The organism is Robertmurraya mesotrionivorans, from assembly GCF_050971805.1.
GTDB lineage: Bacteria > Bacillota > Bacilli > Bacillales > Cytobacillaceae > Robertmurraya_A.
The window spans coordinates 1-19,394 of record NZ_JBPCCH010000012.1 but is presented as its reverse complement, the minus strand read 5'-3'; the positions used below and the strand labels follow the sequence as shown (position 1 = coordinate 19,394).

The 19,394-nt window shown below is 41.6% G+C and carries 17 protein-coding genes, 1 rRNA gene and 2 riboswitches; of the genes, 3 read left to right on the top strand and 15 right to left on the bottom strand.

The genetic code is table 11. The features are described from left to right. Positions 1-33: 33 nt before the first annotated feature. Positions 34-1,776, bottom strand: coding sequence for an adenine deaminase C-terminal domain-containing protein (locus ACRX5O_RS17320; protein ID WP_433907083.1), 1,743 nt, complete (start codon positions 1,774-1,776; stop codon positions 34-36). A 267-nt stretch (positions 1,777-2,043) separates the two neighbouring features. On the opposite strand from ACRX5O_RS17320, the gene ACRX5O_RS17315 reads away from it, so the two are divergent. Together ACRX5O_RS17315 and ACRX5O_RS17310 are read left to right on the top strand one after the other, a co-directional pair. Then, entirely contained in the window at positions 2,044-2,325 is a 282-nt protein-coding gene (locus ACRX5O_RS17315; RefSeq protein ID WP_433907082.1) for a YgaP family membrane protein, read from the top strand. Positions 2,326-2,536: 211 nt separating this feature from the next. Then, on the top strand, positions 2,537-2,647 hold the full coding sequence (locus tag ACRX5O_RS17310) for an EYxxD motif small membrane protein (protein ID WP_433907168.1): 111 nt from the start codon (positions 2,537-2,539) through the stop codon (positions 2,645-2,647). Here the strand turns inward: ACRX5O_RS17310 and purD are convergent. From purD to ACRX5O_RS17245, 13 genes are all read right to left on the bottom strand, one after another. Beyond that, positions 2,619-3,896 carry a phosphoribosylamine--glycine ligase gene (gene purD / locus ACRX5O_RS17305; RefSeq protein ID WP_433907081.1) on the bottom strand — a complete coding sequence of 426 codons (1,278 nt, stop codon included), beginning with the start codon at positions 3,894-3,896 and terminating at the stop codon, positions 2,619-2,621. The two genes, ACRX5O_RS17310 and purD, sit on opposite strands and share 29 nt — an antisense overlap. A gap of 22 nt (positions 3,897-3,918) precedes the next feature. Continuing rightward, the gene (gene purH / locus ACRX5O_RS17300) at positions 3,919-5,454 is read right to left on the bottom strand and encodes a bifunctional phosphoribosylaminoimidazolecarboxamide formyltransferase/IMP cyclohydrolase (protein WP_433907080.1); all 1,536 of its coding nucleotides are present in this window, start codon (positions 5,452-5,454) and stop codon (positions 3,919-3,921) included. Next, positions 5,423-6,034 carry a phosphoribosylglycinamide formyltransferase gene (gene purN, locus ACRX5O_RS17295; RefSeq protein WP_433907079.1) on the bottom strand — a complete coding sequence of 204 codons (612 nt, stop codon included), beginning with the start codon at positions 6,032-6,034 and terminating at the stop codon, positions 5,423-5,425. The genes purH and purN overlap by 32 nt, the downstream gene beginning before the upstream one ends. Positions 6,035-6,046: 12 nt before the next feature. Then, entirely contained in the window at positions 6,047-7,072 is a 1,026-nt protein-coding gene (gene purM, locus ACRX5O_RS17290) for a phosphoribosylformylglycinamidine cyclo-ligase (RefSeq protein ID WP_433907078.1), read from the bottom strand. 286 nt (positions 7,073-7,358) lie between these two features. Next, positions 7,359-8,771, bottom strand: coding sequence for an amidophosphoribosyltransferase (gene purF, locus ACRX5O_RS17285; RefSeq protein WP_433907077.1), 1,413 nt, complete (start codon positions 8,769-8,771; stop codon positions 7,359-7,361). After that, positions 8,756-10,975 (bottom strand): phosphoribosylformylglycinamidine synthase subunit PurL, encoded by a 2,220-nt coding sequence (gene purL, locus ACRX5O_RS17280; RefSeq protein ID WP_433907076.1) that lies wholly within the window; start codon positions 10,973-10,975, stop codon positions 8,756-8,758. The genes purF and purL overlap by 16 nt, the downstream gene beginning before the upstream one ends. Further along, positions 10,959-11,642 carry a phosphoribosylformylglycinamidine synthase subunit PurQ gene (purQ, locus tag ACRX5O_RS17275; protein ID WP_433907075.1) on the bottom strand — a complete coding sequence of 228 codons (684 nt, stop codon included), beginning with the start codon at positions 11,640-11,642 and terminating at the stop codon, positions 10,959-10,961. Before purQ ends, purL begins: the two co-directional genes overlap by 17 nt. Continuing rightward, on the bottom strand, positions 11,639-11,893 hold the full coding sequence (gene purS, locus ACRX5O_RS17270; RefSeq protein WP_119706435.1) for a phosphoribosylformylglycinamidine synthase subunit PurS: 255 nt from the start codon (positions 11,891-11,893) through the stop codon (positions 11,639-11,641). The genes purQ and purS overlap by 4 nt, the downstream gene beginning before the upstream one ends. Continuing rightward, positions 11,886-12,605 carry a phosphoribosylaminoimidazolesuccinocarboxamide synthase gene (gene purC, locus ACRX5O_RS17265; RefSeq protein WP_433907167.1) on the bottom strand — a complete coding sequence of 240 codons (720 nt, stop codon included), beginning with the start codon at positions 12,603-12,605 and terminating at the stop codon, positions 11,886-11,888. Before purC ends, purS begins: the two co-directional genes overlap by 8 nt. Before the next feature lie 75 nt (positions 12,606-12,680). Continuing rightward, positions 12,681-13,973 (bottom strand): adenylosuccinate lyase, encoded by a 1,293-nt coding sequence (gene purB / locus ACRX5O_RS17260; protein ID WP_433907074.1) that lies wholly within the window; start codon positions 13,971-13,973, stop codon positions 12,681-12,683. 3 nt (positions 13,974-13,976) lie between these two features. Further along, positions 13,977-15,131, bottom strand: a complete 1,155-nt coding sequence (purK, locus tag ACRX5O_RS17255; protein WP_433907073.1) for a 5-(carboxyamino)imidazole ribonucleotide synthase — start codon at positions 15,129-15,131, stop codon at positions 13,977-13,979. After that, positions 15,118-15,606: a 5-(carboxyamino)imidazole ribonucleotide mutase gene (gene purE / locus ACRX5O_RS17250; RefSeq protein WP_433907072.1), complete on the bottom strand. Its 489-nt coding sequence runs from the start codon at positions 15,604-15,606 to the stop codon at positions 15,118-15,120. Before purE ends, purK begins: the two co-directional genes overlap by 14 nt. 123 nt (positions 15,607-15,729) lie before the next feature. Next, positions 15,730-15,831: riboswitch (purine riboswitch) on the bottom strand. A gap of 85 nt (positions 15,832-15,916) precedes the next feature. Beyond that, positions 15,917-16,117, bottom strand: a complete 201-nt coding sequence (locus ACRX5O_RS17245) for an NETI motif-containing protein (RefSeq protein WP_433907071.1) — start codon at positions 16,115-16,117, stop codon at positions 15,917-15,919. A 158-nt stretch (positions 16,118-16,275) separates the two neighbouring features. Next, a riboswitch (cyclic di-AMP (ydaO/yuaA leader) is annotated at positions 16,276-16,404 on the top strand. 112 nt (positions 16,405-16,516) lie between these two features. Here ACRX5O_RS17245 and ACRX5O_RS17240 point away from each other — a divergent pair. Beyond that, on the top strand, positions 16,517-18,343 hold the full coding sequence (locus tag ACRX5O_RS17240; RefSeq protein WP_433907070.1) for an APC family permease: 1,827 nt from the start codon (positions 16,517-16,519) through the stop codon (positions 18,341-18,343). Positions 18,344-19,282: 939 nt separating this feature from the next. On the opposite strand, the gene rrf is transcribed toward ACRX5O_RS17240, so the two are convergent. Continuing rightward, positions 19,283-19,394: ribosomal RNA gene (rrf, locus tag ACRX5O_RS17235) — 5S ribosomal RNA — on the bottom strand; the annotation flags it as partial.

The following is a 19,394-nucleotide window of genomic DNA, read 5'->3' as shown; positions in this document are numbered from 1 at the left end:
TTATATGCTCATTCTATGATGCCCTTTTATATTTTAACGCATTATCGTTGGAAAGAGTATCATTTTGTTCATCACATCGTACATCCCTTGCTGGGTAATTCGGATATACGGTAGATGAGTAGATGAGAAGAAAAGCAAGGTATAAAAAGGATCGGAGTACGCGTACCCTTTTGTTTTCAGATAAGCAAGCAATTCCTTATCTTCCTCCACCAGTCTCTCAACCGAGTGATCACTCATCACTCCACTTAATGGCAGTGGAATTTCTAACACGATCCTTCTTTCTTCACTGATGACAATTCCTCCACCCAACTCGACCATTCGATGAAAGGCATTCATCATTTCATACTTGTTTTTTCCAATTAAAATAATGTCTCCTGTATTCGAGTACGAGCTAGCTAAGCCCTGCACCTTGTTAGAGAATCCTTTTAACATCGTGTTGATTCTCCATTTTCCTTGTTTATCAATTAACATGAAGAAGCACTCATCATGGTCATACGAAAGCTCATCGTAATTTGCATCAATAGACACAGAATATGGCTTTGTAATCACCGCATTCTCCATTTTAATTCCAAATGGCATGGAGAACTGAAAATCATCCATGGATAGTTCCCAGTCTAACTTTAACGGTTCAAACCCCATGTCCACCCAATTTAGTGGCTCATAGGCATTGGTGTCTTCTCCGTCCCTTTTCACCCACTGTCCTTTTGCAAGAACAGATACAGGAGTTGGATTATGTTCATCTGTCAAAAAGTTAATATTTGCTACTCTTCCTGTCGCAATATTTCCATGCAAGTGTTCTACATTATAGTAGCGTGCTACATTGATCGTCCCCATATTGTATGCATCAATGACTGGTACTCCTTTTTCAATGGCGATACGAATCATTTCATCAATGATTCCATTTTCGTAAAAGTGAGCAGATGCCCCGTCCGTAGTAAACATAAATTTATCGTACATGGTAATACCCAGTTGATGAATTTCATCTAAAAGGACAGGTAAATCTGGACGGATGGATGAATGTCTTAAAGAAACCATATAACCCTGCATCAGACGATTATAAATTTCTTCTCCTGTCATCGCTTCATGGTCACAGTCCGCACCAAATAACATCATTTTCGCCAATGTTTTTTCAGATGCACCTGGAAAATGACCTTCCACTTTCTTTCTCATTCGTTTGGCTTCTTGCATCCAATGAAGCATCATATCATCACCATCAAGGAGTTTAGGCCAACCGGTCAGCTCTCCTCCTTGAATGACCGCATCGTGTTCGAGCCAAGATTTCACATTGCTATGTGAAAATATTTGTTCCTCTTCTCGAATCTCTGTTTGTGCATCAAAGCGGCACCACCAATACATGGAGGTTGGCGATTTACGCATCTCCCTCATAAATGAGAACGCTTTATTTTTTTCCATCTGCAACGCAAGCACCATATTGTCATTGATTAGTGTTGTCGTGCCACACTGTGATGCATAGTGCGCAAGCGAATGGGGATTATATATTTGAAAGGGATGGGCATGCGGCTCAATATAGCCTGGCACCAATAAAAGACCTGAGCAATCCACGATTTCACAACGCTCTACATTGTCAGGATATTTGTCGCCAACGTAAATAATACGGTCGTCGTATATCCATATATTTGCTGTCATCCAAGCACGAAACGTTTGATTTAAGTACTTGGCATTTGTTAATAGAATAGTCGGAGAAACATTTCCATCTAGAACGGAAATATGTTCTCTAATATGTTTATTTTTCCATCGATATCGCTGATCCAGCATGTATGTCCCTCCTTAAGCAGTGTTGTTATCTTAGAAAAATTTTGTCATATTACGGGTAACAATAGTTGAAATATCAAAAATCTACCATTGGTTTGTAAGATTTTTTCACACAGTTTTTTAAATATCTTGTTAGAAATACAACTCTACCTACACAAAATGAAAACCCTTACATTTTATAGGTTTGGTTTTTATAGTATCATATTTCACTGTTTAACGCAGTAAAGAATTACTAAATTTTTTAAAAAAATGTAAAGGAGTGACAATTCCATGAATGTAAAGCCCAATATCGGTATCTTAAATGCTCTTGTCCGTATTACCATTGGTTTAAGTGTCTTAGCATGGAGTACAGCGAAACATTCAAAAATGCCTTGGAGAGATTCCTATGTATTGCTAGGAGTTTTAGGTGCTATGAAGGTAGCAGAGGGTATTGTTCGCTATTGTCCAGTCGTTGCCCTATATGAAAGAGAACAAAATTTGAGAAGCAATCAAAATCAATCTTCTAACGAAAAATCAATGACGGAACAGTTTTTACCGTACAGCACCCAATAAAAAAAGCGTAAGCGCCCGTCTAGCAACGTATGGACTGGAGAGCTTCGACTGAGATAAAGGAAACACTAAGAGCGCAAGCGATTCGATGTTGACTTATCGTAGGGAGAAGATCGAAGTACACTAGTTGCTGGGCGCTGAAGCTGGACAATAAAAAAACCCCCTCTATTTGTTTAGAGGGGGAATCTCACTATTGAAAGGAGTTATCACTGTTATGTTTTGGGAATATGTTAGCGACATGTCCTTCGTTCTGATCGCTTTGATTGGAAGTATCGTTGCTCTTCTATTTGTTTATATCAAGAAGTCTGGCAAGCGGCAAACGTAATGGCTTTATGTCCAATATCTTTTCTGTAAAAAAGTCCATCGCTCGACACATTTGATAACTCGGCATACACACGCTCTTGTGCTGTTTGAAGAGTGTCTGCCTTAGCAGCTGCAAGCAATACACGTCCACCTGCCGTAACTATCTTTCCTGCCTCATTTTCCTCTGTTCCAGCGTGGAAAACAAGTGCGTTCTTCACTAGATCAAGACCTTCTATGACACTGCCCTTTATTGGCTCTTCAGGGTAGCCTTTTGCCGCGCCAACGACACCAACCACTGAGTCAGTTGACCAATGAATCGTTGGTTTTTCTCCGTTCAACACTGCAAGAATTACTTCCACAAGATCCGATTCCATTCTTGGCAGGACTACTTGTGTTTCTGGATCACCGAATCGGGCATTAAACTCAATTACCTTAGGGCCCTGAGTGGTTTGAATTAGACCAGCATAAAGAATTCCACAGAAGCTTCTTCCTTCTGCTATCATGGCATTAGCTGCTGGCTTTAGGACCGTTTCAACTGCTGTTTGAACTGCCTTCTGGCTGATTTGTGGAACAGGAGAATAAGCACCCATTCCACCTGTGTTTGGTCCTTGATCACCATCGTAAGCACGCTTATGATCTTGAGCAATTTCCATTGGCACTACAACGTCACCATTCACAAATGCCATGAGCGAGAATTCTTCTCCCTCTAAAAACTCTTCAATCACTACTTTCGCAGAAGCTGCACCAAACTTGCTGTTCACAAGCATTTCTTTCAGGCTGTCAATCGCTTCTTCCAATGTTAGAGCAACGGTTACTCCCTTGCCTGCCGCAAGACCATCCGCCTTGATAACAATAGGAGCTCCTTTTTCCTCAACATAGGCTTTCGCTTCTTCAAAGTTTGTGAAGGATTGATAAGCAGCTGTTGGAATTTGGTACTTCTCCATAAGCTCTTTTGCAAATGATTTGCTGCCTTCAATTACAGCTGCTTTTTGATCTGGACCAAAAACGGCTAGCCCTTCCGCGCGAATTCGATCGGCAAGTCCCGCTTGTAAAGGTGCTTCAGGTCCGATGATCGTAAGACCGATATTTTCTTTTTTTATAAAATCAATTAACTTGTCTTGTTCCTCTTCAGAAATATCCACACGCACTGCTACGTCTGTCATTCCTACATTCCCAGGAGCGACGAACACCTTTTTCACAGAAGGACTTTGGCTTACCTTCCAGCAAATAGCGTGCTCACGCCCTCCACGACCTACTACTAGAACGTTCATGGTTTGTACCCCCACTCGAAAATTAGTGTTTAAAATGTCTAACTCCAGTGAATACCATCGCAATTCCGTACTCATCTGCTTTTTTCACTGAATCTTCATCACGAATGGATCCACCTGGTTGAATAATCGCTGTGATTCCAGCCTTTGCCGCTGCTTCAACGGTGTCATCCATTGGGAAGAATGCATCCGAAGCAAGTACCGCACCCGTTGCTTTTTCTCCTGCTTGTTCTAAAGCAATTTTCGCTGCACCTACACGGTTCATCTGACCAGCACCAATTCCAAGTGTCATGTCTGCATCGTTGACAACGATCGCATTGGATTTCACATGCTTAACAACCTTCCAGCCAAGCTTTAGTGCTTTCCATTCCTCTTCACTAGGTTCACGCTTCGTTGCTACCGATACAGTGGCATCTTCTAGCGTAAAACGGTCTTGATCTTGAACAAGTAGTCCGCCTTCAATTGAAACATGCTTATTTTCTACCTTTGCTTTTTCATCAAACGGAATCGTTAGCAAGCGCAGGTTCTTTTTGCTTGTTAATACCTCTAAAGCTTCCTCTGAATAAGAAGGAGCAATAATAATTTCTAAAAAGATTTCATGTAGCTTTTCAGCTGTTTGTTTATCCACTTCACGATTCAAGGCAATAATTCCACCAAAGATCGATACAGGGTCAGCAGCAAACGCCTTTGTGAATGCATCATAAACATCCGTTCCTGTTCCTACACCACAAGGGTTCATATGCTTAACGGCAACCGCAGCAGGCTCCGTAAATTCCTTTACGATTTGAAGAGCTGCATCCGCATCATTAATATTGTTATATGATAACTCTTTGCCATGAAGTTGAGTTGCATTAGCAATCGAGAAAACAGAGCCTAGTGGCTTACGATAAAAGGCTGCCTTTTGATGTGGATTCTCTCCATAACGAAGGCTTTGCTTTAATTCATAAGTAACGGTCATTTTTTCTGGGTTTTCTTCACCAGCAAGATCCGTCATATATTCAGCGATCATCGCATCATACGCAGCTGTATGTCTAAATACCTTGGCAGCAAGCTTACGACGAGTGGCTTTCTCTACATCACCTGAAGCTTTAAGCTCTTCTAGGACTACTTCGTAATCAGTAGGGTCGACAACCACAGTTACGAACTCATGATTTTTGGCTGAAGCACGAAGCATCGTTGGTCCACCGATATCAATGTTTTCGATTGCATCTTCAACCGTCACATCAGGCTTAGCAATCGTTTGTTGAAACGGATAAAGATTTACACATACGATTTGGATTGGATCAATTTTATGCTCAGCTAGTTGCTTTTGGTGGTTTTCATCTGAAAACTTGGCTAAAAGGCCTCCGTGAATGTATGGGTTAAGTGTTTTTACCCGGCCCTCAAGAATCTCTGGAAACCCCGTTACATCGCTTACGCTAATAACCGGAACACCCGCTGCCTGTAAGGCATTCTTTGTTCCTCCAGTTGAAATTAACTCATATCCTAATTCGCTTAAATGACGGGCAAACTCAACAACCCCAGTTTTATCAGATACACTTATTAATGCTCGTTTTTTCACTTTCCGTTCTCCTTTCACCCTTTAAAAGCTCGCTGATTACTGCTGGATAGAGCTTATGCTCCACCTCATGTATTTTTTTCTGTAGACTTTCCTTTGTTTCTCCCTCATCAACCACTACTGACTGTTGAGCGATAATGGGACCCGTATCCATACCTGCATCCACGTAATGTACAGTAACTCCGCTCTCTTTCACATTGGCAGCTAACGCTTGACCGATCGCATCCTTACCCGGAAAAGCCGGGAGCATAGATGGATGAATATTGATGATTTTTCCTTCAAAATCAGTTAACAAGGTAGAACCAATTAATCTCATATACCCTGCTAATACCACAAGATCAATGTTTTTCTCTGTAAGAAGAGCACAAATCTCTTGCTCATACTCCGTTTTTGAAGAATAGTCCTTCGCCCGAAACACAAACGTCGGAACGCCTGCCTCTTCTGCTCTTTGAATGGCGTATGCACTCGGCTGGTCACATACTAACAGCTGCACCTGGCACCTGAGCTCGCCACCTTGAACCGCTTCTAAAATCGCACCAAAATTACTGCCCGAGCCTGATGCAAATACAGCAATATTTTTCATACTGTCCTCCACTTACCCGATGTGTATTCCCTCTTGGCTTGATACCGTTCCGATTGCATAAGCTTCTTCTCCACTTTCGTTAAAGAAGCGAATTACGTCGTCTGCAATCTCCTTATTCACTGCTACTACCATGCCAGTACCCATATTAAAAATATTATACATTTCCTTACGGTCAAGCTCACCATGCTTTTCAAGCAGGTTAAAAATTGCTGGTACCGTCCAGTTTGACTCTTCTAAATCGGCTCCTAACCCCTCTGGCAGCATACGTGGAATGTTCTCTACAAATCCACCGCCAGTAATATGAGCCATTCCCTTAATTTCAAACTTTCTCAATGCTGCTAAAAGAGGCTTCACATAGATTTTTGTTGGTTGTAGTAATTCTTCACCAAGGGTACGTCCTAGTTCATCCACGTACTGAGTAAGGTCAAGTCCTGCTTTTTCTAACAATACTTTACGAACTAATGAAAAGCCATTGCTGTGTAGACCGCTTGATGCAAGTCCAATAAGCACGTCACCTGGCTGAATGGAAGCACCGTTGACTAAAGCCGACTTTTCACAAGCTCCTACCGAGAATCCAGCAAGATCATATTCTTCTTCGCTGTACATACCAGGCATTTCAGCTGTTTCTCCACCAACAAGTGCGCAACCTGCTTGTTCACAACCGTCTGCAATCCCCTTAACAATTGCTTCAATCTTACTAGGCTCTGCTTTTCCGCAAGCAATATAATCTAAAAAGTAAAGTGGCTCTGCCCCTTGAACAACGATATCGTTCACACACATGGCCACTGCATCAATCCCAATTGTGTCATGCTTATCGAGCATGAACGCAAGCATCAACTTCGTTCCAACGCCATCCGTTCCAGAGACGAGCACCGGCTCCTTCAGGTTTAGACTCGAGAGGTCAAACATACCGCCAAACCCACCTAAGCCTCCAAGCACGCCTGGACGAATTGTACGCTCTACATGCTTTTTCATACGGGAAACAGCTTCGTATCCAGCCTCAATATCTACCCCAGCTTGTTTATAAGCATTTGCCATTGTAAAAACCCTCCATAGAAAAGCGCAAGCGTCTTAAGTAGACGCCGGTGCTAGACATTTTTCAAAGTAATAAGAAAAGCGCAAGCGCCCGTCTAGCGACGTATGGACTGGAGCGCTCTGACTGAGATAAAGGAAACACGGAGAGCGCAAGCGATCCGATGTTGACTTATCGTAGGGAAGAGAGCGAAGTACACTAGTCGCTGGGCGCTGGAGCTAGACACTGTTCAAAGTTTAATATTTTATACTTTCTTATCTTCCAAAGAAAAGGCAGCATGTGCTGCTGCCATTATTTGACCGTTTCTAGTGTTAGTTCCGTTGGATAAATTTCCGTTGGGTATTTACCAGTAAAGCAAGCTAAGCACTGTCCGCATTGATCCTCTCGTGGATCCTTCCCGATTGCTTCAAGCATTCCCTCCACACTCAAGAATGTGAGTGAATCCGCACCAATCATCTCTCGAATTTCTTCAGGCGATAGCTTTGAAGCAATTAACTCTTCTCTTGTAGAGGTATCAATTCCATAGAAACATGGGTTTTGTATAGGAGGAGAACTAATTACCACATGTACTTCCTTCGCTCCTGCTTCCTTTAACATCGTTACAATTCTACGGCTTGTTGTCCCTCTAACAATCGAATCATCCACCATAATGACACGCTTGCCCTCAACCACTCCACGAACTGGAGAAAGCTTCATCTTCACTCCCTGTTCACGCAAAGTTTGTGATGGCTGAATAAACGTACGGCCTACATAACGGTTTTTAATTAAGCCCATTTCATAAGGAATACCAGATTGTTCTGCATATCCAATCGCGGCTGAAATACTAGAATCAGGCACACCCGTTACGACATCCGCTTCAATCGGCACTTCTAAGGCAAGCTTTTTCCCCATTGCTTTTCTTGCCGTATGCACATTAATTCCTTGAATATTGCTATCCGGTCTTGAAAAATACACATATTCCATCGTACACATTGCTTGGTTCGATGCATGTGAATACATTTCTGAATGTAAGCCATTTGCATTAATCGTAATTAACTCACCTGGCAATACATCGCGAACGAACTCGGCGCCTACTACATCAAAGGCACAAGTCTCTGATGCAACCACATACGCGTCACCCAATTTGGCAATGGATAATGGTCGCATGCCGTTCGGATCAAGGGCAACCATTAACTCATCTTCCGTCATAATCAAGAAGGCATACGCCCCTTTTAACATCGTTAAAGCCGTTTTCACACGATCTTTAATCGATGAAAATCCACCGCGACGAATTAAATGTGCAAGCACTTCTGTATCGGAACTCGTTTGAAAGATACTTCCTTGTCCCTCAAGCTGAAGCTTCAGCTGATTCGCATTCACAAGGTTTCCATTGTGTGCAAGAGCAAGGCTGCCCGTCTGTGAGTTGAAGAGAAGCGGTTGAACATTCTCATAACCGCCTCCTCCAGCTGTTGCATAACGAACATGCCCAATTGCCGCATTTCCCGTCATTTCTTCCATCGCCTTGGCCGTAAAGATCTCGGCAACAAGACCTTCCCCTTTTAAGCCCTTCAATCTCTTTTGATCAGAAACGACCATTCCCGTTCCTTCCTGACCACGGTGTTGAAGGCTATGCAATCCGTAATACGTGAGTTGTGCAGCGTCCGGATGGCCCCAAATACCAAAGATACCACACTCTTCATTTAACCCCTTTAGCTCAGCAAGCATGGGATTGCCCCTTTCCAAGCCTTTTCTAGCGTAGAAACTGGTTGTGAAACCACCAATTCATCACCACAAGTTATTTTTAAATCAGAAGAATCTGTTACTGTACCGATATATGTTGCATCTACTAAGATCTCAAATTGAGCTTGGTTTTCTTTTTTCACTGTTAATACGAAGCGAGATTGTGACTCACTAAATAGTGCTGTTGTTGCTTCGCCTTGAAGGGTTACTTCTGCTCCTAGGTTTTCGCTACCCATTAAGCTTTCAGCAAGTGCGACTGCTACTCCACCTTCAGACACGTCATGAGCAGATGCTACCACTCCTGCACGAATCGCTGAAAGAACTTGCTTTTGAGCTTTCTCTTCTACTTCTAGGTTCAGTTCAGGTGCTTTACCAAAGATTTCGCCGTTTGTAAGCTTTTGCAGCTCACTTCCACCGAATTCTGGCTTCGTTTCCCCTATTAAATAGATTAGGTCTCCCGCTTCTTTAAAGCTTTGTGTCGTAATATGATCGATATCTTCCACTAATCCAACCATACCAACTACCGGTGTTGGATAAACAGCCGTTCCACTTCTTTCATTGTACAGTGATACGTTCCCACCGATTACTGGTGTGCTTAACACGTTACACGCTTCGCTCATTCCATCAACCGATTTTTCAATCTGCCAGAAAATTTCTGGCTTCTCTGGATTTCCAAAGTTTAGGCAGTCCGTGATTGCAAGTGGTACTCCACCAGAAGCAACGATATTACGTGCCGCTTCAGCAACCGCGATTTTCCCGCCTGTTTCTGGATCCAAGTAAAGGTAGCGAGAATTACAGTCCGTTGTCATGGCTAATGCTTTTCTTGTTCCGCGAATACGAACGACTGCTGCATCGCTTCCTGGTGCGACAACCGTACTTGTACGAACCATATAGTCGTATTGATCGTAAACCCATTCTTTACTTGCGATCGTCGCTTGCTTAAGAAGGTTCACTAACGTTTCGTTATGATCTTTTACTTCTGGTACTGTGTTCTCCATCGCTTGGAACTCACGGAAATACGCAGGTTCAGCAGATGGCTTGTGGTACACTGGAGCTTCTTCTGCAAGAGCATCTGCAGGAACATTCGCAACCACTTCACCGTTATGAATTAAACGAAGCATCTTATCATCTGTCACCACACCGATCGCAACTGCATCTAAATCGTACTTAGCGACAATATCAACAATTTCTTGTTCACGGCCCTTTTCAACAACAATTAGCATACGCTCTTGAGACTCAGAAAGCATCATTTCGTAAGCTGTCATGCCTTTTTCACGCTGTGGTACAAGATCCATATTCATTTCGATACCAGATCCCGCTTTACTAGCCATCTCCGCTGATGAGCTAGTAAGACCCGCAGCCCCCATGTCTTGAATCCCAACAAGAGCATCACATTTGACCAACTCAAGGCAAGCTTCTAAAAGCAGCTTCTCCATAAATGGATCTCCTACTTGAACGGCTGGACGCTTCTCATCTGATGTCTCCGTTAGTTCTTCTGATGCGAACGTGGCACCATGAATTCCATCACGACCTGTTTTTGCTCCTATATACATAACCGTGTTACCAACACCGTGCGCTTGACCTTTTTTAATATCCTTATGGTCAATTAAGCCGACACACATAGCGTTAACTAGTGGATTGCCTTCGTAGCAAGCATCAAACTGAATTTCTCCACCAACCGTTGGGATACCGATACAGTTTCCGTAACCAGCGATTCCAGCAACCACTTCTTTAAATAAATATTGAACACGGCTCGATGCATCTAACTCACCGAAACGTAGAGAATTTAACAACGCGATTGGTCTTGCACCCATAGAGAACACGTCACGGATGATTCCGCCTACTCCTGTAGCTGCTCCTTGGTAAGGCTCGATGGCAGATGGGTGATTATGACTTTCAATTTTAAAAACTACCGCTTGTTCGTCACCGATATCCACGATCCCTGCACCTTCTCCAGGACCTTGAAGAACACGTGGACCCGATGTTGGGAACTTGCGAAGAACCGGCTTTGAGTTCTTGTAGCTACAATGCTCTGACCACATAACAGAGAACAAACCTGTTTCTGTGTAGTTCGGCGTGCGTCCAAGAATGTCTTCCACCATTTGAAATTCTTCGTCAGACAAGCCCATTTGTGAATAAATTTTCTCTTGTTTAATTTGCTCCGGACTTGGCTCAAGCTTTAACAACATGTGAGTCCCTCCATTGTTTAACGATCGATTGGAATAACTTTACTCCGTCTGCTCCACCTAATAGCTCATCAACAGCTCTTTCAGGGTGTGGCATCATTCCTAGTACATTTCCTTGTTCGTTCATAATTCCAGCGATATCCTCTAAGCTACCGTTAGGATTATTTGTATATGTGAAAACGATCTGCTTGTTTTCTTTTAATCTAGCTAATGTTTCTTCATCACAATAATAGTTTCCTTCACCATGAGCGACAGGAATTTGGATGGTTTCTCCTTGCTTATAGCTACCAGAGAACATCGTTTCATTGTTTTCCACACGAAGCTCAACATTTTTACAAATGAACTTTAAGCTTTCGTTACGGCGCATAGCCCCTGGTAAAAGACCTGCTTCTAGCAAAATTTGAAATCCGTTACATACACCGAGTACCGGCTTACCAGCTTCAGCTGCCTTCACGACTTCCTGCATGACATTACTAAAGCGAGCAATAGCACCCGTTCTTAGGTAGTCACCGTAAGAAAATCCGCCTGGTAAAAGGATGGCATCAAATCCGTCTAAGCTTGTTGCGTCATGCCATACGTATTCTACTTCTTCTCCTAGTTCATCCTTAATCGCATGATACATATCGATGTCACAGTTTGAGCCAGGAAACACGATTACCGCAAATTTCACTGTGCAACACACTCCTCAATCTCATAGCGATAGTCTTCAATAACCGTGTTAGCAAGGATTTTTTCACATACTTCTTTTACTACTTCTTCTACATCACGGTCTGATTTTTCTACTGTTAACTCCATATATTTTCCGATACGAACATCTGATACCGCCTGATAATTTAACGAATGTAAAGAATGAACAACAGCTGTTCCTTGTGGATCTAATACACTCTCTCTTAACGTTACAAACACTTTAACTTTATACATGTTGTGGTCCTCCTAATTTTTCAAGAATTGTTTCATATGCATCCGTTAAACTTCCTAAATCGCGGCGAAATACATCCTTATCAAACTTTTCATTTGTGACTGCATCCCAAAGTCGGCATGTGTCTGGGGAAATTTCATCAGCAAGTAATAACTCTCCTGCAGCGTTCTTCCCGAATTCTAGTTTGAAATCGATTAAGCGAATTCCTAGCTCTTTGAAAAAGCTTGATAAAGTCGCATTTACAGTCAGTGCTTTCTCTTTTAGTTGTGCTACCTCTTCAGGAGTGGCAAGCTTTAATTCTTCTACATGATCATCTGTGATAAGCGGATCACCTAATGCATCATCCTTTAAATAAAACTCCACTAATGGCTTTGACAGCTCCTTGCCTTCTTCTACTCCAAGGCGTTTTGAAAAGCTTCCAGCTGCCACATTACGAACGACTACTTCAAGAGGAACAATCTCCACCTTTTGAACAAGCTGCTCAGTCTCAGAAAGGCGCTTTACAAAATGAGAAGGAATACCTGCGTCATGAAGCTTTAAAAATAACAAACTAGTAATCTCGTTATTCAAGCGCCCTTTCCCATCAATCGTTGCCTTTTTTTCACCATTAAAAGCAGTAGCTGAATCCTTGTACTCAATCCAAACGATTTGTTCATCATCCGTTTTGTACACCCGTTTCGCCTTGCCTTCGTATAATAAGGAACCTTTTTCCATTAGCAATCGTACCTCCTGAATCGGAATATTGGCAATTTTTTGAGTAGAAGCGCCGCTGGGACGCTTCCGATTTTCTTATAAACCTAATCTTTCAAAAATTGTATCTACGTACTTGATATGGTAGTTGTAGTCGAAGCAATCATCGATTTCAGCTGGGCTTAACTTGCTAGTAATAAGTTCGTCACTTTCGATTAGTGAGCGGAAATGAACTTGCTTTTCCCAAGCTTCCATTGCTCTTGGTTGAACGGTATCGTATGCTTCCTCACGAGTTAATCCTTTGTCGATTAAAGCTAGAAGAACACGTTGTGAGTAGATTAATCCAAGTGTACGATCCATGTTTCTCTTCATATTTTCAGGGAAAACCGTTAAGTTCTTTACAATGTTTCCAAAACGGTTCAACATGTAATTTAATGCGATCGTTGCGTCTGGAAGAATGACTCTTTCAGCAGATGAGTGTGAAATATCTCTTTCATGCCAAAGGGAAACATTTTCGTAAGCAGTCATCATGTATCCACGAATCACACGAGCAAGTCCTGTCATATTTTCAGACCCAATTGGGTTTCTCTTATGTGGCATAGCCGAAGATCCTTTTTGGCCTTTTGCGAAAAATTCCTCCACTTCACGCGTTTCACTCTTTTGTAACCCACGAACTTCGGTTGCAAATTTTTCAATCGATGTAGCAATGAGAGCAATCGTGCTCATATAATGTGCATGACGGTCACGCTGTAGGGTTTGAGTAGAGATTGGAGCTGGCTTAATTCCAAGCTTTTCACAAACATACTTTTCAACAAACGGGTCAATGTTTGCATAGGTTCCAACCGCACCTGAAATTTTCCCGTACTCGATGCCTTCAGCTGCTTGCTTAAAGCGATCTAAATTACGTTTCATTTCTTCGTACCAAAGAGCAAGCTTTAAACCAAATGTCGTAGGCTCTGCGTGTACTCCGTGTGTACGCCCCATCATAACCGTATGCTTATGCTCCTGAGCTTTATTTTTTAAGATCTCAACAAAGTTCTCTAGATCTTTTAAAAGGATATCATTCGCTTGCTTAAGCATATATGAAAGTGCCGTATCCACCACATCTGTTGAAGTTAGTCCGTAATGTACCCATTTACGCTCTTCTCCAAGCGTTTCTGAAACTGCTCTTGTAAAAGCGACTACGTCATGACGTGTTTCTTGTTCAATTTCATTAATACGGTCAATATTGAAAGAAGCATTTTGACGGATTTTTTCAACATCCTCTTTCGGAATTTCACCAAGCTCTACCCATGCTTCACATGCAAGGACTTCTACTTCAAGCCAAGCCTTAAAGCGATTTTCCTCTGTCCAAATAGCTCCCATTTCCGGGCGTGTGTAACGATCAATCATGTTTTATCCTCCGATCAATTCTTCAATTTTACTCCAAATCCCACTGTCTTCAATCTCTGCTAGTGCTTCTTCTACGTTTTCTCGAAGCAAGGTAATATGCCCCATTTTCCGCTTAAACTTCGGTTCGATCTTTCCATAAAGATGAATCTTCCAATCGGTTACGGAAGGAATGGCTTGAATCACAGCTTCTTGATGCTCTCCTAAAATATTTACCATGACTGCTGGTTTTAAGAGAGTCGTACGTCCTAACGGCAAGTTACATACCGCACGCACATGCTGTTCAAACTGTGAGGTTTCACATGCTTCAATTGTGTAATGCCCTGAATTATGTGGACGTGGTGCCAGCTCGTTGATATAAATATCGTCATCTTTTGTAAGAAACATCTCAACTGCAAGAGTGCCAACCAACTGTAAGGCTGATGCAAGCTTTTCAGCAAGCTCAAATCCTTTTTCAGCTGCATCTCTACTAATTCGAGCCGGAACAATTGTCTCATGTAAAATATTGTCTCGATGTATATTCTCTCCAATTGGGAACACTTCAGTCTGCCCAATTGCACTGCGAACAACGATTACTGAAATTTCCTTTTCAAAAGGAATCCACTTCTCTAACACACATGAACCATGTTCTAGTAACTTCTCAGCCAATGGCAGATCCTTTTCAGTCTTGATGACCAGTTGACCTTTGCCATCGTATCCACCAGTAGCTGTCTTTAAAACAGCAGGAAATCCAAGCCTTTTTATATTATCATAAATGTCTTGTACAGATAGGATGACCGCATAAGGAGCCACCTTCACTCCAGCCTTTTCAATGGCAGCTTTTTCTGTAATTCGATTTTGAGTGATTTCTAGTAATTGGGTTCCTTGTGGTACATTGGCATGCTCTGCAAGCCATTTTAAAGCTTCTGCATCGATATTTTCAAACTCATATGTGATGACATCACTCACACTCGCAAGTTCTTTGATTGCCTCAAGATCGTTATACCCTGCCACAATGCTAATATCAGATACTTGGCCACAAGGAGAATCCTCCGCAGGATCAAGGACAGCCACTCGGTACCCTTGAGCTTTTGCCGATAAGGCCATCATTTTGCCTAACTGTCCACCACCGATAATCCCAATCGTTTGTCCTGGTAAAATCACTGGATTAGACAAGTTCATCACTACTTTCCAAAACGGTTTGTTTGGTTGCTTCTCTTTTCTCCTGAAGCTTTAAAGCAATCTCTTCATTAAATGCTCCTAAAATTTGAGCTGCAAGCAATCCAGCATTTGTTGCACCAGCCGTTCCAATTGCAACAGTTGCTACCGGAACACCTCCAGGCATTTGCACAATCGATAGTAGGGAGTCTAAACCGTTCAACGCCCTTGATTGAACTGGAACACCAATAACCGGTAAAGTTGTTTTTGCTGCCACCATTCCAGGAAGGTGAGCTGCTCCACCTGCTCCTGCAATAATTACCTTTATTCCACGATCTCGAGCCGTTTCTGCATATTCAAACATCAAGTCTGGAGTTCGATGTGCAGATACCACCTTCTTTTCATACGGTATATTTAAATCGTCTAGCACTGTACACGCTAGTTTCATAGTTTCCCAATCGGATTTGCTTCCCATAATAATTCCAACTAGTGCTTCCATTGTACCCCTCCTAGCTAAATAATATAAAAAGCCCACACAGATTCTTTCCATGACGAGGAAAGGAATCTGTCCGGGCTTGTTCATACAAGATGGAAGAGACACAAAAGAAGCGCCTCTTACTCCGGGCATATCACATTTCCTCATAGTCCGATCATTTACGGTAATCGGGTAGAAACTTATGGGCCATATTCCCATTATTATACGAGGGCTATTTCTGAATTTAATCTCATGTCTATATTACAATCTGTTATATAATCTGTCAATGAAATTGTCGAACGTTTATAATTTAAGTATAGTTAATGTTCGTGTTTTACTCTATTAACCGAGCTTCGAATACGATTTTCCTGGCGATCGGCTCATAAGTAACCTCACCCGCATCTTTTACCTCTTGAAAAACTGGCTTTTCTGTCCTTTTTACAGGAGTATACCCTTCTTTCGACATTCGTTCAAGACAATCACTTAATGTTTCGTTTTCCTCAACTTCAAAAATGGCTTTTTTTGGTTTTGTCATGTTAAATAGTCCTTTCAATGTCCTTTAATAGTTAACCTATTATACCCATTTATACGGGGTAATAGAAGTCTACTTTGTGCTTACTTAAGCCCCAAAATAGTTAACAAAATTTTCATTTACATTTTTAAATTGCGGGAGTATGATAATCAAAGTTTCATATTCTTAAATCGCTGAAACCATTGGTACGGGGGACCCAAAATGTCCGGGGGTGAATCCTTTAATAGGTAGGGCTACTCATGAGGCCCGAATCCGACAGCTAACCTCGTAAGCGTTTTTTGAGAAGGAAGGTGAAGCTTGTGGAGCAAAATTGCTAATGTCTACAAGTCTTATTTCTTGATGGCTTGTAGACTTTTTTTGTGGATTTTTTTCATTATATCTTGCTAGATGGTGGTGTAAAACATGGTCTCTTCTATTAAGAGATTACTTATTGGCAGACCTTTGAAGTCTGACCAGTTAGGTGAACAAAAGTTAAATAAAACAAAAGCATTAGCGATTTTATCATCGGATGCTTTATCATCTGTTGCCTATGGACCAGAGCAAATACTTATTGTTCTCGTTTCTATAGGTGCCATTGCTTTTTGGTACTCTATTCCCATAGCGATTGGCGTTCTTCTTTTATTAACGGCCCTAATATTATCTTACCGACAAATCATTTATGCATACCCCCACGGTGGTGGTGCCTATGTGGTATCTAAGACCAATCTGGGTGTAAATCCAGGACTAGTGGCCGGAGGGTCCCTATTGGTTGACTATATATTAACAGTGGCTGTAAGTGTTTCAGCAGGTACCGATGCGATTACTTCAGCCTTCCCAGCTTTACATGACTATAATGTGGAAATTGCGATTATTTTTGTTATCTTTTTAACGATTCTAAACTTAAGAGGCGTAACAGAATCTGCCTCTATTCTTGCTTATCCAGTTTACTTATTTGTTCTAGCCTTATTTCTCTTAATTGGAGTTGGTTTATTTAAGGTGATTACAGGTCAGGTACCTCCTGAACTGCATACGCCCATTGGAACACCAGTAGCGGGAATTAGCTTATTCCTTTTACTTAAGGCATTTGCATCAGGTAGCTCTGCGCTAACAGGTGTCGAAGCTATATCAAATGCCATTCCAAACTTTAAAGATCCGGCACCAAAAAATGCGGCAAGGACACTTATGTTAATGGGTACACTGCTCGCGATTCTATTATCTGGAATTGTCGTCTTAGCTTATTATTACGGCATTACACCAAAGGCAGAAGAAACCGTCGTCTCACAAATTGCTAGCCAAACCTTTGGTCGAACATTTATGTACTTCTTCATTCAAGGGACAACCGCTTTAATTTTAATACTAGCGGCAAATACAGGATACTCGGCGTTCCCATTATTAGCCGTAAACTTAGCAAATGATAAATTTATTCCTCGTATGTTTACACTTCGAGGCGATCGACTAGGCTATTCAAATGGTATTATTATTTTAGGTTTTGCTTCCATCTTGCTAATTATAATCTTTCATGGACATACAGAAAATTTAATCCCATTGTATGCGGTGGGTGTCTTTATACCATTTACCCTTTCTCAAACTGGAATGATGGTGAAATGGATTCGCGAAAAGCCAACCGGCTGGGTATCAAAGCTCGCGATAAATACAACCGGTGCTCTTATAAGTTTCGTGGTTACTTTAATGTTTTTTATCACAAAGTTTAGCCAGGTATGGCCGGTTCTTGTTTTTATTCCCGTGATTGTACTGATCTTTCATAAAATCCATAAGCACTATGAGGCAATTGCGGATCAGCTTCGGGTCACCACTTGTGAAGAAGCACTTCCCATCGAAGGAAATGTCATCATCGTACCTGTGGCTGGCATTACCCATGTAGTGGAGAATTCCATTAACTATGCTAAGTCACTATCAGCAAGCCAAGTAATTGCTGTGTACGTAGCCTTTGATCGTGAAGAAGAAAAACGCTTTGAAGAAAAATGGAAGAAGTGGCAGCCTGACGTACGATTGGTCACCTTACATTCTCATTATAGAAGCATTATTCACCCACTCACCAAATTTGTCGACACAGTCGAGCATAAAGCCAGTGAGTCTAATTACCGGGTAACTGTGTTAATCCCTCAGTTCATTCCGAAAAAAGGCTGGCATAATATGCTCCATAACCAATCAAGCCTTCTAATCCGTTCCTTCTTGCTTTATAGAAAAAATGTTATTGTTTCGACCTTGCCGTATCATTTGAAGCATTAGGTGAGGTCGAAAAAAAGCACCTGTGCGTAACGGGTTCAGATACCTGTCACTTTTTAAAAAAATACGTTTGAAAAATCTCCTTATTTTGTTATACATTGTGTCCTGCAAAATGCAGGGCTTTTTGTTGTGTAAGAATATTACAAAGTGCCATGCATTTTATGGCCAAGGTACTGTTATAAAACTGATGTTGATTTCTCTAAGTTTGAAAAATAACCGGAAAAATTCCGTTTAAATTGGGAAATACCCATATTTCCTTAAGAATAAGCGGAGTTTTTCCGCTTATGTGATCCAAATCTTTGAATTTTGGCTTATTTAGAGCAGTTAACCGGAATTCCTCCGCTTATTTCTGCTTCTTAAGCTTCCTCTATATACATTAGCCGGAAATTCTCCGCCTATTAATTCTCTTACCTATACGAAATCATCAATGAATAATTACAGAGCCAAAGTCAAAAGAAAAACGTGGTTTTGTAAATAAAAAACACAGCATTTTGCAGTCCAATTTGCGAGGTAACAGAAATCTCTGTAACCTTACATTTTGATATACAAATTGGACTACAGTTTCAGGTCTATTTTTATAATTATTCGCGTTATATCAATAAAAAATGACCCTCAAATTCACATACAAATTGATGGTCATTTTAATATACATTTTGGATTTTTGTGACAGGTAACAGAACCCGTTAACCTGTGAGGGTGCTCTTTTGTTTTACGAGACAGTAGATTGACCATTGGGCATTTGGCATTTCTATTTGACCGTTTGCGGGGTAAGGAATTGCTTGCGGGCAGATAGAGTCCTCCTGTTTGAATATTTGAGGCAACTGGAGTTGCTTACGGGTAGATAGAGCCTTTCTAATTAACCTTCAAAGACAAAAATACGAGCATACAGTCAATTAGAAACACACACAACAAAAAAGCACCCACTCAGGTGCTTTTTTCTTTGCCTAGCGACGTCCTACTCTCACAGAGGGAAACCCTCAACTACCATCGGCGCTGAAAAGCTTAACTTCCGTGTTCGGTATGGGAACGGGTGTGACCTTTTCGCTATCGCCAC